General features: G+C 62.8%; 11 protein-coding genes. 9 read left to right on the forward strand and 2 right to left on the reverse strand.

The window, feature by feature from the left end; all coding sequences use genetic code 11:
* The first annotated feature begins 361 nt into the window (after positions 1–361).
* The 8 genes from mobB to ACZXDY_RS27490 all read left to right on the forward strand — a co-directional run bounded on the left by mobB (position 362) and on the right by ACZXDY_RS27490 (position 10,074).
* Positions 362–883: a molybdopterin-guanine dinucleotide biosynthesis protein B gene (gene mobB / locus ACZXDY_RS27455; protein ID WP_464347657.1), complete on the forward strand. Its 522-nt coding sequence runs from the start codon at positions 362–364 to the stop codon at positions 881–883.
* Position 884: 1 nt separating this feature from the next.
* The gene (locus ACZXDY_RS27460; protein WP_464347658.1) at positions 885–2,138 is read left to right on the forward strand and encodes a molybdopterin molybdotransferase MoeA; all 1,254 of its coding nucleotides are present in this window, start codon (positions 885–887) and stop codon (positions 2,136–2,138) included.
* A gap of 52 nt (positions 2,139–2,190) precedes the next feature.
* Entirely contained in the window at positions 2,191–2,454 is a 264-nt protein-coding gene (locus ACZXDY_RS27465; RefSeq protein WP_464347659.1) for a sulfurtransferase TusA family protein, read from the forward strand.
* Positions 2,455–2,805: 351 nt separating this feature from the next.
* Positions 2,806–4,461, forward strand: a complete 1,656-nt coding sequence (locus ACZXDY_RS27470; RefSeq protein WP_028166542.1) for an OFA family MFS transporter — start codon at positions 2,806–2,808, stop codon at positions 4,459–4,461.
* An 88-nt stretch (positions 4,462–4,549) separates the two neighbouring features.
* The gene (locus tag ACZXDY_RS27475; RefSeq protein WP_464347660.1) at positions 4,550–4,831 is read left to right on the forward strand and encodes a hypothetical protein; all 282 of its coding nucleotides are present in this window, start codon (positions 4,550–4,552) and stop codon (positions 4,829–4,831) included.
* A gap of 160 nt (positions 4,832–4,991) precedes the next feature.
* Positions 4,992–6,698 (forward strand): NADH-ubiquinone oxidoreductase-F iron-sulfur binding region domain-containing protein, encoded by a 1,707-nt coding sequence (locus ACZXDY_RS27480; protein WP_464347661.1) that lies wholly within the window; start codon positions 4,992–4,994, stop codon positions 6,696–6,698.
* Positions 6,695–9,460: a formate dehydrogenase subunit alpha gene (gene fdhF / locus ACZXDY_RS27485; RefSeq protein WP_464347662.1), complete on the forward strand. Its 2,766-nt coding sequence runs from the start codon at positions 6,695–6,697 to the stop codon at positions 9,458–9,460. The genes ACZXDY_RS27480 and fdhF overlap by 4 nt, the downstream gene beginning before the upstream one ends.
* Positions 9,461–9,645: 185 nt before the next feature.
* Positions 9,646–10,074 carry a universal stress protein gene (locus tag ACZXDY_RS27490; protein WP_464347663.1) on the forward strand — a complete coding sequence of 143 codons (429 nt, stop codon included), beginning with the start codon at positions 9,646–9,648 and terminating at the stop codon, positions 10,072–10,074.
* Between the two features lie 300 nt (positions 10,075–10,374).
* On the opposite strand, the gene ACZXDY_RS27495 is transcribed toward ACZXDY_RS27490, so the two are convergent.
* Positions 10,375–10,617 (reverse strand): hypothetical protein, encoded by a 243-nt coding sequence (locus ACZXDY_RS27495; RefSeq protein WP_028166547.1) that lies wholly within the window; start codon positions 10,615–10,617, stop codon positions 10,375–10,377.
* A 585-nt stretch (positions 10,618–11,202) separates the two neighbouring features.
* Between ACZXDY_RS27495 and ACZXDY_RS27500 the strand changes: the two genes are divergently transcribed.
* On the forward strand, positions 11,203–11,382 hold the full coding sequence (locus ACZXDY_RS27500) for a hypothetical protein (RefSeq protein ID WP_035691301.1): 180 nt from the start codon (positions 11,203–11,205) through the stop codon (positions 11,380–11,382).
* 113 nt (positions 11,383–11,495) lie between these two features.
* Here the strand turns inward: ACZXDY_RS27500 and ACZXDY_RS27505 are convergent, their stop codons facing one another.
* Positions 11,496–13,454 (reverse strand): DEAD/DEAH box helicase, encoded by a 1,959-nt coding sequence (locus tag ACZXDY_RS27505; RefSeq protein WP_464347664.1) that lies wholly within the window; start codon positions 13,452–13,454, stop codon positions 11,496–11,498.
* Positions 13,455–13,630: the final 176 nt, after the last annotated feature.

Below are 13,630 nucleotides of genomic sequence, written 5' to 3' on the forward strand. Positions count from 1 at the left end.
CCAAGGCTTCCTCCTAAAAGAAAGCCTTGAATCACGTTCCATCTGATTTGAGAATCCCAAGAGTCCACACGACCTAGGGCATGATGCCATTTGGTTGGATCGGAAGCGAGTTCACTTCACCTCTCCCGCTTGCGGGGGAGTTCGGCGCACCCGGATCGGCGCTTCGCGCCGTCCGAGTACAGGCTCCGCGCCGGGTGGGGGCTCTCTCCACACGCTCGGACAGCGTGAATTGTGGAGAGAGCCCCCACCCCAGCCCTTCCCCGCAAGCGGGAGAGGGAGCGCAGCGCACATCGCGGGCGCAGTTCGACCTGATCTCGTCATGCTCTAGCTAGCCGGTTCCGGCAGGTATTCGGAGAATGAAATGAAAGTGATCGGACTCGCAGGCTGGAGCGGTGCCGGCAAGACCACCTTGCTGTCGCGCGTGATTCCGCATCTGCTGGCACAGGGCCTGCGCGTATCCGTGATCAAGCATGCCCATCACGAATTCGACGTCGACGTGCCCGGCAAGGATTCCTGGGTGCACCGCCAGGCGGGCGCGACCGAGGTGCTGGTCTCCTCAAGCCGGCGCTGGGCCTTGATGCATGAGCTGCGCGGCGCCGGCGAGCCGCGGCTGGCCGAGCTGCTCGCCAAGATGTCGCAGGTCGATCTCGTCGTGGTCGAAGGCTTCAAGCGCGAGCCGCTGCGCAAGATCGAGGTGCATCGTGCCGCCAACAACAAGCCGCTGCTGTTCCCCGATGATCCCGGCATTGCCGGGATCGCGACGGATGCGACGATTGAAACCCGGCTGCCGACCGCCCACCTCGATGATGTCGCCGCCGTTGCAGCCATGATGCAGCGCGCCGCCGTTGCGGTGGACGAAATCCTGGCGAAGAGCGAGACCTGAAATGGCGCAACTGTCCGACGATTGCTTTGCCTTCAGCGGGCCGATGATGTCGGTCGATGAGGCCGTGCGCCTGATCGCGACTCGGGTGACGGCGATAGCCGATATCGAGACCGTCGCGCTCGCGGAGGCCGACGGGCGCATCCTCGCCAATGAGATTTTGGCGCCGTTGCCGCTGCCGCCCTTCACCAATTCCGCCGTCGATGGCTATGCGGTCGCAAGCCGCGATCTTCCCACAGGTTCGGAACAGGCGTTTCCCATCAGTGGACGGGTGCAGGCGGGCACTGCTGCGAATGCGCCGGTCGAGCGCGGTCATGCTGTGCGCATCTTCACGGGCGCGCCGATGCCTGACGGTGCCGACACCGTGTTCATGCAGGAGGACGTCCGCGTCGAGGGCGACAAGGTCGTGTTGCCCGCCGGCCTGAAGCCGGGCGCCAATGTGCGGCCGGCCGGCGAGGACATCCCGCTCGGCCACGCCGCGTTGCAGGTTGGAAAGCGGCTGCAGCCGCAGCATGTCGCGCTGGCCGCCGCGTTCGGTCTTGTCAGGCTCGAGGTGATCAGGCGGATCCGCGTCGCGGTGTTCTCGACCGGCGATGAGCTGGTTTCTCCCGGCGAGCGCCGCGCCGGGCCGCAGCTTTTCGATTCCAATCGCTTCATGCTGATGGCGATGCTGCGGCGACTTGGCTGCGAGGTCAGTGATCTCGGCATTCTGCGCGACGAGCCTGCGAGCCTCGCACGCGCGCTGAAGGACGTCGCAGGCCAGCACGATCTGATCCTCACCACCGGCGGCGTCTCAACTGGTGAGGAGGATCACGTCAAGGCCGGCGTCGAGAGCGTCGGCCGCCTGGTGCTGTGGCGGATGGCGATCAAGCCGGGGCGTCCGGTCGCGATGGGCATCATCGGCGGCACGCCGTTCATCGGCCTGCCGGGCAATCCCGTCGCGAGCTTCGTCACCTTCGTTCACGTGGTGCGGCCAACCATCCTGGCGCTGTCCGGCGGCGCGCCGGAGCCGCTGGTGCCGATGCCGGTGCGGGCCGGCTTCACCTACAAGAAGAAGGTCGGGCGCCGCGAATATGTCCGCGTCAATCTGCGTAAAGCGCCGGATGGTATGCTCGAAGCGATCAAGTTTCCGCGCGAGGGCGCGGGGCTGTTGTCGTCGCTGGTCGACACCGATGGCCTGGTCGAGCTTGGCGAACACATCACACACGTCGAGCCCGGCCAGACCGTCGGATTCCTGTCCTATGCAAGCCTGATCTGAAGCCTTCGCGTAGCGATTGACGCTGTGCGAATGCTTCGCCATGGTCGGAAACATGACGACGACAAAACTCGATCTCACCGGTCTCAAATGTCCGCTGCCCGCGCTCAAGACGCGCAAGGCACTGAAGGCGGTCAAGCCGGGTGATTTTCTCGAAGTGCTCTGCACCGATCCATTGTCGGTGATCGATATCCCGAACCTGATCCGCGAGACCGGCGACAAGGTCGAGATCACCGAGCGGAGCGAGAGCCGCATCGTGTTTTTGATCGAGAAGACAAATGGGACGATAGAGAAAATCAATGATGCCTCGTCCGCATAGCAACAATAGCCGTGCGCTGCAATAATCGCTCTGGTTGATACCTACCTTTTTCCTATCGACACATTTTAGCCCTTCTGTCCCAATTGAACCTCTCCGCGGTGTCGCGGAGATCAACGACGCTCGGGCTACACACGAGCGACTCCGGGCGGGGCACGTCTTCATTTATCAGGTTGGCGCCGTCACTGAGCATATTGTGTCGCGTCGGGGGTTGGGAATTCCGAAAAGCGCTTGATGATCTCTGGCGCACAGAAAGAAGTCGTGGAGCGGCAGCGCCGGTTTCCGCGACGACAATTTGGTTGGGTCAACGAAAGCGAGCACGCTCGATTGAAGAGCGGCCGCAGGGAGGATCGGATGACGACGATTAGCAGCACCGGCAATGTGGCCGGCGCGGGGCTTGGTTTCCTCGACAAGGAGCACACGATTGCGACGGCCGGCTTCAACCGTTGGCTGGTGCCGCCGGCCGCACTCTGCATCCATCTGTGCATCGGCATGGCTTACGGCTTCTCGGTGTTCTGGCTGCCGCTCTCGCGCGCGATCGGATTGAATGCGCCGAAGGCCTGCCCCGACATCTCGCTGTGGCAGGAATTGTTCACCACCACCTGCGACTGGAAGGTGGCGAGCCTGGGGTGGATGTACACCCTGTTCTTCGTGCTGCTCGGCGTCTCCGCCGCGATCTGGGGCGGCTGGCTCGAACGCGTCGGTCCGCGCAAGGCCGGCTTCGTCGCGGCACTGTGCTGGGCCGGCGGACTCGTGATCGGCGCGCTCGGCGTCTACATCCATCAGCTCTGGCTGATGTGGCTGGGCGCCGGCGTGATCGGCGGAGTCGGCCTCGGGCTCGGCTATATCTCGCCGGTGTCGACATTGGTGAAATGGTTTCCCGATCGCCGCGGCATGGCGACCGGCATGGCCATCATGGGGTTCGGCGGCGGCGCCATGATCGGCGCGCCGCTTGCGAACCTCTTGATGAACTATTTCAAGACACCGACCTCGGTCGGCGTCTGGGAAACCTTCCTGGCGATGGGCGTGATCTATTTCGTGTTCATGATGATCGGCGCCTTCCGCTATCGCATTCCGCCGACAGGCTGGCAGCCTGAGGGCTGGACGCCGCCGGCCAAGGCCAACAAGATGATCTCGACCAACAACGTCCATCTCAAGGACGCGCACAAGACGCCGCAATTCTGGCTGATCTGGTGGGTGCTCTGCCTCAACGTGTCAGCAGGCATCGGCGTGATCGGCATGGCCTCGCCGATGCTGCAGGAGATCTTTGGCGGCAAATTGATCGGGCTGCCTACCATGGGCTTCAACCAGCTTGATGCGTCGCAGAAGGCGCAGATCGCCGGCATCGCGGCAGGCTTCGCCGGGCTGCTGTCACTGTTCAACATCGGCGGCCGTTTCTTCTGGGCGTCGCTGTCGGACAAGATCGGGCGCAAGAACACTTACTATACGTTCTTCCTGCTCGGCATTGCGCTCTATGCGCTGGCGCCGACCTTCGCGGCGATGGGCTCGAAACTTCTGTTCGTGCTCGGCTTCGGCATCATCCTGTCGATGTATGGCGGCGGCTTTGCGACCGTGCCGGCGTATCTCGCCGACATGTTCGGAACGCAGTTCGTGGGCGCCATTCACGGCCGGCTGCTGACGGCGTGGTCGACCGCCGGCATCATCGGCCCGGTCGTCGTGAACTATATCCGCGAGTTCCAACTCGCTGCCGGCGTTCCGCGCGACCAGCTCTACAACACCACGATGTACATCCTCTGCGCCATGCTGATCGCGGGCCTGATCTGCAACTACCTGGTCAAGCCGGTCGATGCGAAGTGGCACATGAGCGAGGCGGAAGTGGCAAAACTGCAGGCGGCGAGCGCGAGTGCGGATGCGGCCGGTCCGCATGGTTCCTACGGCATCGGGTTCGGCGGACTGGATGCCAAGGCCGCGCTGTTCTGGGCCTTTGTCGGCATTCCCCTGGCTTGGGGCGTCTGGAAGACGCTGGAGAGCGCGGTCAAGATCTTCTGATTGAGCTTGGCGCCGCGGGCGATGCGTTCGCCCGCGGCGCCTTTTTTCATCCATTCAATTCAACGAATAGAACAAGGGAATTTTCGCGATGTTTCGTATCGGAACTGGTGCCGCCGCCGCGTTGTTGATCATGGGTGTACTGACTGTAGCTTCCGCTCAAACTACCGCGCCCGCGCCTTCCGCGCCTGCTGCTTCGAGCGAGGCGAAGCCTTCCAGGGCGAAGCTGACGGCGCAAAAGCTCAAGGACATGAAGGCCAAATGGAGCGCCAACAGGGGCAAGTTGAAGACCTGTCGCCAGGAGGTCAAAGCCAAGGGATTGGCGGGCGACGACCGCTGGTTCTACATCGAGGACTGCATGGGTAAGACCTGAGGACAGGTTTGTCGCGGGGGAAACGGAGCGGGGGCATGCGCCGGCGGCATGCCCCTTAAATGCTTCTTCGGACGCGATAATTTTCTCTTGGCATTGGTCTTGGCATCTGGCATGCCAAAGATTAGAGTTGATCTAAAGCGTGGTAAGAACGGATGCTTCAATGACTGTCCATGACGTGCATGAGGTTCGCGCGTTCGAGCACCCTGGCGCCGGGCGGCGCAAGGCCAAGGCGACGCCGAAGGGACGCCAGATCGATCCGACGGCCGCGCATGACGTCGAGCAGTTGCTCGGCGACCGGCCGCGCCGGCGCGACCTGCTGATCGAATTCCTGCACCTGATCCAGGACAAGTACCACCAGATCTCCGCCGCGCATCTCGCCGCGCTCGCGGACGAGATGAAATTGTCGTTCGCGGAAGTGTTCGAGACCGCGACGTTCTACGCGCATTTCGACGTGGTGAAGGAAGGTCAGCCGGATGTCGCGCCGCTTACCATCCGCGTCTGCGACTCGCTCACCTGCGCGATGCTCGGCGGCGAAAAGCTGCTGGAGCAATTGCAGGACTCGGCCGGTCCCGGCGTCCGCGTGGTGCGCGCGCCCTGCGTCGGCCGCTGCGACACCGCGCCGGTCGCGGAAGTCGGCCACAACTTCGTCGATCAGGCGACGGTCGAGAGCGTGCTGGCGACGGCGAAGGCTGGCGAGACGCACGCGCATCTGCCTGATTATGTCGGCTACAACGCCTATGTTGCCGGCGGTGGCTACCGATTGCTGAACCGGCTGCGCGCGGGCGAAGTGTCGAACGACGAGATCCTGAAGGCGCTCGACAACGCCTCGCTGCGCGGACTCGGCGGCGCGGGATTCCCCACCGGGCGCAAATGGCGCGCGGTGCTCGGCGAACCCGGGCCGCGGCTGATGGCGGTCAATGGCGACGAGGGCGAGCCCGGCACGATCAAGGATCGCTATTATCTCGAGACCGATCCGCATCGCTTCCTCGAGGGCATGCTGATCGGCGCCCACGTGGTCGAAGCCGCCGACGTCTACGTCTACATCCGCGACGAATATCCGGCGGTGCGCGAAATCCTCGCGCGCGAGATCGCAAAGCTTCCGGCCGGCGGTCCACGCCTGCATCTGCGTCGCGGCGCCGGCGCTTACATCTGCGGCGAGGAATCCTCGCTGCTCGAGAGCATCGAGGGCAAGCGCGGATTGCCGCGGCACAAGCCGCCTTATCCGTTCCAGGTCGGGCTGTTCGGCCTGCCGACGCTGATCAACAATGTCGAGACATTGTGGTGGGTGCGCGACATCGTCGAGAAGGGCGCCGACTGGTGGAAGAGCCACGGCCGCAACGACCGTCAGGGTCTGCGCAGCTTCTCGGTCTCGGGCCGCGTGAAAAATCCCGGCGTGAAGCTGGCGCCGGCCGGCATCACCGTGCGCGAGCTGATCGACGAATATTGCGGCGGCATGGCCGATGGCCACACCTTCCATGCCTATCTGCCGGGCGGCGCCTCCGGCGGCATCCTGCCGGCGACGATGGACGATATCCCGCTCGACTTCGGCACATTGGAAAAATACGGCTGCTTCATCGGCTCGGCCGCGATCGTGATCCTGTCGCAAGCGGACAGCGTGAAGGCGGCAGCGCTCAATCTGATGCGCTTCTTCGAAGATGAGAGCTGCGGGCAATGCACGCCTTGCCGCGTCGGCACGCAGAAGGCGGCGATGTTAATGGAACGGCCGGTGTGGAACCGGGCGCTGCTCGAGGAACTGGGCCAGGCGATGCGCGATGCGTCGATCTGCGGTCTCGGCCAGGCCGCCTCGAATCCCCTGACCTCCGTGATTAAATACTTCCCCGACGAGTTCAAGGAAGCTGCGGAATGACGACGATCCAGTTCGAACTCGACGGCAAGCAGGTCGAAGCGAAAGCAGGCGAGACCATCTGGCAGGTGGCAAAACGCCAGGGCCAGGAGATCCCGCATCTCTGCTATTCGCCGGCGCCGGACTATCGCCCCGACGGCAATTGCCGCGCCTGCATGGTCGAGATCGAAGGCGAGCGCGTGCTCGCCGCCTCCTGCAAGCGCACGCCGTCTGTCGGCATGAAGGTGAAGACGGCCTCTAGCCGCGCCGTTGCCGCGCAGAAGATGGTGATGGAGCTTCTGGTCGCCGACCAGCCGGCGCGCGAGACCTCGCACGATCCCGATTCGAAATTCTGGCACTGGGCGGAGAAGACCGGCGTCACCGAGAGCCGCTTCCCGGCGGCGGAGCGCTGGGAGGGCGATGCCAGCCACCCGGCGATGCGCGTCAATCTCGATGCCTGCATCCAGTGCGGCCTGTGCGTGCGCGCCTGCCGCGAGGTGCAGGTCAACGACGTCATCGGCATGGCCTATCGCAATGCCGATGCCAAGATCGTGTTCGACTTCGACGATCCGATGGGAGAATCGACCTGCGTCGCCTGCGGCGAATGCGTGCAGGCCTGCCCGACCGGCGCGCTGATGCCCGCCGTGATGCTCGACGAGAAGCAGACCCGCGTTACTTATCCCGACCGCAAGGTGGATTCGCTCTGTCCGTTCTGCGGCGTCGGCTGCCAGGTGACCTACCAGGTCAAGGACGAGAAGGTGATCTATGCCGAAGGCCGCGATGGCCCGGCCAATCACAACCGGCTCTGTGTCAAGGGCCGCTTCGGCTTCGACTATATCCACCATCCGCATCGCCTGATGAAACCGCTGGTTCGGTTGCCGAATGCAAAGAAGGACCCCAACGATCAGGTCGATCCGGCCAATCCGTTCACGCATTTCCGCGAGGCGAGCTGGGAAGAGGCGCTCGATATCGCCGCGCGCGGCCTCGTCAAGATTCGCGACGAGAAGGGCGTGAAGGCGATCGCCGGCTTCGGTTCTGCGAAGGGATCGAACGAGGAAGCCTATCTGTTTCAGAAGCTGGTGCGCACCGGCTTCGGCTCCAACAATGTCGATCACTGCACGCGGCTGTGCCACGCGTCATCAGTGGCGGCGCTGACGGAGGGCCTGAATTCCGGCGCGGTGTCGGCGCCGTTCTCGGCGGCAATGGATGCCGAGGTGATCATCGTGATCGGCGCCAATCCGACCGTGAACCATCCGGTGGCCGCGACCTATATCAAGAACGCGGCCAAGCGCGGCGCGAAATTGATCGTGATGGACCCGCGGCTGCAGTCGCTGTCGCGCCATGCCGATAAGCATCTCGCCTTCAAGCCGGGAAGCGACGTCGCGATGCTGAACGCGATGATCAACACGATCATCACCGAGGGCCTGACCGACGAGCAGTACATCGCCGGCTACACCGAAGGTTTCGACGAGCTGAAGGCCAAGATCGTGGACTTCACTCCGGAGAAGATGGAGCCGATCTGCGGTATCCCGGCCGAGACCTTGCGCGAAGTGGCGCGGCTCTACGCCCGCGCGAAATCCTCGATCATCTTCTGGGGCATGGGTATCAGCCAGCATGTCCATGGCACCGACAATGCGCGCTGCCTGATCGCGCTGGCACTGATCACCGGCCAGGTCGGCCGTCCCGGCACCGGCCTGCATCCGCTGCGCGGCCAGAACAACGTGCAGGGCGCGTCCGATGCTGGCCTGATCCCGATGTTCCTGCCGGACTACCAGCCTGTCGGCCGCGTCGATCTGCGCGGCAAGTTCGAGGAGCTCTGGCAGAAGAGCCTCGACCCGGTCCGCGGCCTGACCGTGGTCGAGATCATGAACGCGATCCATGCCGGCGAGATCAACGGCATGTATATCGAGGGCGAAAATCCCGCGATGTCCGATCCCGATCTGCAGCACGCGCGCGAGGCGCTTGCCATGCTCGATCACCTCGTGGTGCAGGATCTCTTCGTCACCGAGACCGCGTTCCATGCCGACGTGATCCTGCCGGCTTCGGCGTTTGCGGAGAAGTCCGGCACCTTCACCAACACCGACCGCCGCGTGCAGCTCGCGCGCGAGGTGATCAAGCCGCCGGGCGACGCGCGGCAGGATCTCTGGATCATCCAGGAGATCGGAAAGCGCATGGGCCTGCCGTGGAACTACAGCGGTCCGGCTGATGTCTTTGCCGAGATGGCCGAGCTGATGCCTTCGCTGAAGAACATCACCTGGGAACGCCTGGTGCGCGAGGGCGCGGTGACCTATCCGGTCGACGACCCAGATAAGCCCGGCAATGAGATCATCTTCACCACCGGTTTCCCGACCGAAAGCGGCCGCGGCAAGATCGTGCCGGCGCATGTCATCCCGCCGGATGAACTGCCCGATGCCGAATATCCGATGGTGCTGTCGACCGGCCGCGTGCTCGAGCACTGGCACACGGGATCGATGACCCGCCGCGCATCCGTGCTCGACCAGATCGAGCCGGAGGCGGTCGCCTTCATGTCGCCGAAGGACATGCGGCGCATGCAGCTCTGGCCCGGCGATTTCATCCGGCTCCAGACCCGCCGCGGCGCCGTCGAGGTGAAGGTGCGCTCCGACCGCGACGTGCCTGTCAACATGGTGTTCATGCCGTTCTGCTACGCGGAAGCTGCGGCCAACCTCTTGACCAATCCGGCGCTCGATCCGTTCGGCAAGATTCCGGAATTCAAGTTCTGCGCCGCGCGCGCGGAAAAGGCCGAGCTCCGCTCGGCCGCGGAGTAGGCGCTGCCGCCTTTATGCCGCTTCTATGCGGGATGGCGGCTGCGCAGCAGCGAAATGACACGATGGGCCAAGTGCGGACATCTGGCCGCAGCACGATTGGCCGATGGATTGATCTATCTCAAGGCTCTTTCCGAAACGCGGGCCCAGCTTACCTTCGCAAGGCAGCGACAATCGGGAGGTGAAGCATGTACCGGCATATTCTCATTCCGACAGATGGGTCGGAACTGGCGGAGCATGGGGTGGCGCATGGGTTGGCGTTGGCGAAATCCCTTGGAGCCAGGGTATCTGTCATCTTCGTTGTGGAACCGTTTTCAGAGATGTCAGGGCGGTTCCTTGAAGCAGTCGCAACATATGCCGAGCTGCGCAAGGAGCAGGCCACGAGCGCGTTGGATCGCGCGGCAAATGCAGCCAAGGAGGCCGGTGTCTCCTGCGAGACGATTCAAGCAGAGAACGGGCAACCCCATCAAGCCATCATCGCAGCAGCCGAGGACAAAGGCTGCGACCTCATCGTCATGTCATCGCATGGACGCAGCGGGCTTTCCATGCTTCTCATCGGCAGTGTGACAAACAAGGTGCTGGCGCACGCGAAAACCCCCGTACTGGTTTGTCAGTAGCGACAAGTCGCCGGGGCGCACCAGGCCAGTAGGGTCGAACAATTTACGGCACCCGCAATTCGACCTGAGACACTTGTTGGGACACTTGGGTTCAAATACAGGCAGCATCCCTTCCTCCTATAGGAACGGATCGCCTACTCAGGACGCTTCCCGAACGCTGAAGAGGCCTGCCTGTATATCCGTTCTGGGTCATTCGCGTCGATTGGGCGATGCCGCAACCGCGTCCGGTCTCCCCCTTAGCAGCAGGCGCCTTGGCGGCCGCCTCTGGCCACGAACGCACCGCCGCGGGACCCCGCGGCCTTACTTCGAGGCTTTGGTGATCTTGTGCTCCAAGTGGCCGGTCTCATGATCACGGCGGAGCTGGCTCAACGATGTCTCGTTCAGCTTAAGTAGAACCTCGCGGAGCTTCTCCGTGTCAGGATACCCAGCCGCGAAACTCTGGCCGTACACCTTGCGCAACGTGCGAATGAGGGTGTTTCCGTGTTTGGCGCTGATTTCTCCGTCCTTGTTGCGGTGGCGATTGTCAAGAGTTGCCTTGCTCATGCTGCCCTCCATTGTGTCCGCGCCAACAGCATCCACCCGCCGAGACCAAATCGCAACAACGCGTGCTCGGGAGATACACTTTGCGCTCCATAGCTTTTGGTAGTAGCGGGCGATTGGCTCGCGGAGCGCTTGTTTAGCTGGTCCCGCCTCCGTTCAATGCGACCACGGATACTAAAGGCATGTTCGGGAGGTATTAGGTCAAGGTTGCTGACGCGCTCTTAGACCGCGAGTCCCTCTGCCACGGCGCTCTTTTTTGCTTTCACCAGCCTGGGCCGGGAGCAACAGGATACATTGCATTACGGCAAGCTCCACGCTAGAGCAGCCGTAACTTCTAGAGGTAAACACATGTCATATGCCTATAAGCTGAATGAAGACGTTCACCACCAGCCCCAAGGCCCGCGAGGACGTGCCTCAACTGAGGCGCCAATGATTTATACCATCGTTCAACTTATGCCCATCGAGGCAGATGGACGTCTTAGATACCGCATCAAGAGCAAGTCGGAGAATATCGAGCGAGTCGTTACGGAAGATCAGCTTTCGTATTCTCAGTGATTTAGCGCGCTTGATGACGGTAGGAGCCTAGTCGTGCTGAATGATCGAGAAAATATCCTGCGTGCGCTCCGCGAGAAGCCGCTCAAAGTGTACGAGGTCATGAAACGCGCCAATGTCGTGAATGAAGAAGCTTGCCAATCCCTCCTGTTGAAAATGCGAGACGAAGGCCTGGTGAAGTTCGATATCAACAAAGGGCGATGGCGCATCGGATGATTCGTGAATCGCGGGCGACCGTCCAGCGTTGATCACAGAAGACTCGCTGCGGCGATTAGGAACACGTTCAGACTTGAAGGACTGAGCGTCCCGCAGCACCCGATGGCGGCAGATCAGCCGCGACGATTCTTCCTTGCCTTCTTTCCGAATGCGGCTTTCGCAGGCGACGCGTTTGCCGGCTGCCGCTGTCCAGCATGGCCGGACTTGTTCCGGTGTTTCTTTTTCTTCCCGAAACCCGGCTCGCTGGCAAATTTCGACCCGCTTTCGCGGTGAGGCTTGCCGCGTTGCTTCTGTCCTGTCGCGTCACGAGAATTGTCGCTTCGACGAGCATTGTGATCGAAGTCGCCGGCTTCGCGCCAAGGCGAGTGTGACTGCTTTTCCAAAGGCGCCTGATCTGGGGGAGTGTCTGCCAGCGGCTCGATGCGGATGTTGTCTTCCTTATCCGGACGTCGGATCTTGGCGGCGAAGGATCCTGCGACCCGCTCGGAAATTTCGAACTCGGTGGTGGTGTCCAGAATCCGGATGGCGCCAATGTCACGCTTGTCGATGCCGCCACGACGGCAAATCATCGGCAAGAGCCAGCGCGCTTCTGCATTCTTTTTTCGTCCGATGGCGGCCCGGAACCATACGCTGGCCTCCGCCATGCCGTGACGCGACGATGATCTTCCCGTTTTCGATCGGGGCCCGGTGGGGCGTTCATCGCCGCGCGATGTCCGGATGTGTTCTCGACCGCGGTCGTCACGAGGTCGGCTGCGATCCTGGCCGGGATCGAGAATGTCTTCGGGCGAAGGAAGCCGCGCGCGATAAAGCCGCGCGAGCGCCGCGGCGATATCCTCGGCCGACCGCTCGGCAAGCAATGCCCGCGCCAGCACCAGATCGTCGGCGGTCGTCTCCTCGGTGAAAACGGCATCCGTGAGCATACGTTCATGATCGAGCCTGCGGATTTCATCGGCCTGGGGAGCCGTGCCCCAGACGACGTCAATGCCGGCCAGATTCAGCAGCAGTTCCGCGCGTCGTTTTCGGGCGGGCGGCACCAGCAGGATGCTCACGCCCTTGCGGCCCGCACGACCGGTGCGGCCCGAGCGGTGCTGCATGACCTCCGCGTCCTTTGGCAGATCCGCATGAATGACGAGGTCGAGGCTCGGCAGGTCGATACCGCGCGCCGCCACGTCGGTCGCCACGCAGACGCGGGAACGTCCGTCGCGCAACGCCTGCAGCGCCAGGGTTCGCTCGTTCTGCGTCATTTCACCGGAGAGAGCGACCACGGAAAACCCACGCTCGAGCAGCGCCGCCTGCAAATGCCTGACCGCATCTCTCGTGTTGCAAAACACAAGTGCGCTCGGCGATTCGAAAAAGCGCAATACGTTGACGACCGCGTGCTCGACATCATCAGGAGCAATCCGGATGGCGCGGTACTCGATATCGGCATGACCGCCTTCGTCGCCCGCGACCTCGATCCGGGAGGCCTGTTGCTGGTACTGTTTTGCCAGCGCAACGATGCCGCGCGGAAAAGTCGCCGAGAACAACAACGTGCGGCGCGTATCCGGCGTGGTCTTGAGGATGAATTCCATATCCTCGCGAAAACCGAGATTGAGCATTTCATCGGCCTCGTCGAGGACGACAGCCTTCAATTCCGAGATGTCGAGATGGCCGCGCCGCAAGTGATCGCACAATCGGCCGGGCGTCCCGACCACGATGTGAGCGCCCGCGGCAAGCTCGCGCTGTTCGCGGCGCGGATCCATGCCGCCGACGCAGGAGACGACGCGCGCATCCGCGTATTGATAAAGCCATGCGAGTTCGCGATGGACCTGCAAGGCGAGTTCGCGCGTTGGCGCGACGATCAAGGCAAGCGGCGCGGCCGCCCGCTGAAACCGCTCGACGCTGCCCAAAAGATCCTTTGCAATTGCCAGCCCGTAAGCGACGGTCTTGCCTGAGCCGGTTTGGGCCGAAACGAGAAGGTCGCGGTCGACAGCTTCTGCCGCAAGCACGGCGATCTGGACAGGGGTCGGCCGATCGTAGCTGCGCTCGGCTAAAGCTCGGGCGAGCGGCGGACTTGTGGTCGGGAATGACACGAGATGGAAACCTTTGTTGGCTCAGGCGCAGAACGTCGAGCCGAGTGACTTGAAGCTGCGTGCCCGGCAGACGGCACAGCCGCACGCGCGGCGATCTGATTCAGATGCTTTACGCCAAGAGAAGCCAGATCGCTACCCCAGGATGAGGTTGACGGTCAGGGATGAGCCGGCGCGAC

The sequence above is a fragment of the Bradyrhizobium sp. LeoB3 genome (assembly GCF_055456055.1).

Excerpts from the sequence above, each read along its gene's own strand:
- mobB (WP_464347657.1), top strand. The coding sequence starts at position 362 with ATGAAAGTGATCGGACTCGCAGGCTGGAGCGGTGCCGGCAAGACCACC.
- ACZXDY_RS27460 (WP_464347658.1), top strand. The coding sequence starts at position 885 with ATGGCGCAACTGTCCGACGATTGCTTTGCCTTCAGCGGGCCGATGATG.
- ACZXDY_RS27465 (WP_464347659.1), top strand. The coding sequence starts at position 2,191 with ATGACGACGACAAAACTCGATCTCACCGGTCTCAAATGTCCGCTGCCC.
- ACZXDY_RS27470 (WP_028166542.1), top strand. The coding sequence starts at position 2,806 with ATGACGACGATTAGCAGCACCGGCAATGTGGCCGGCGCGGGGCTTGGT.
- ACZXDY_RS27475 (WP_464347660.1), top strand. The coding sequence starts at position 4,550 with ATGTTTCGTATCGGAACTGGTGCCGCCGCCGCGTTGTTGATCATGGGT.
- ACZXDY_RS27480 (WP_464347661.1), top strand. The coding sequence starts at position 4,992 with ATGACTGTCCATGACGTGCATGAGGTTCGCGCGTTCGAGCACCCTGGC.
- fdhF (WP_464347662.1), top strand. The coding sequence starts at position 6,695 with ATGACGACGATCCAGTTCGAACTCGACGGCAAGCAGGTCGAAGCGAAA.
- ACZXDY_RS27490 (WP_464347663.1), top strand. The coding sequence starts at position 9,646 with ATGTACCGGCATATTCTCATTCCGACAGATGGGTCGGAACTGGCGGAG.
- ACZXDY_RS27495 (WP_028166547.1), bottom strand. The coding sequence starts at position 10,617 with ATGAGCAAGGCAACTCTTGACAATCGCCACCGCAACAAGGACGGAGAA.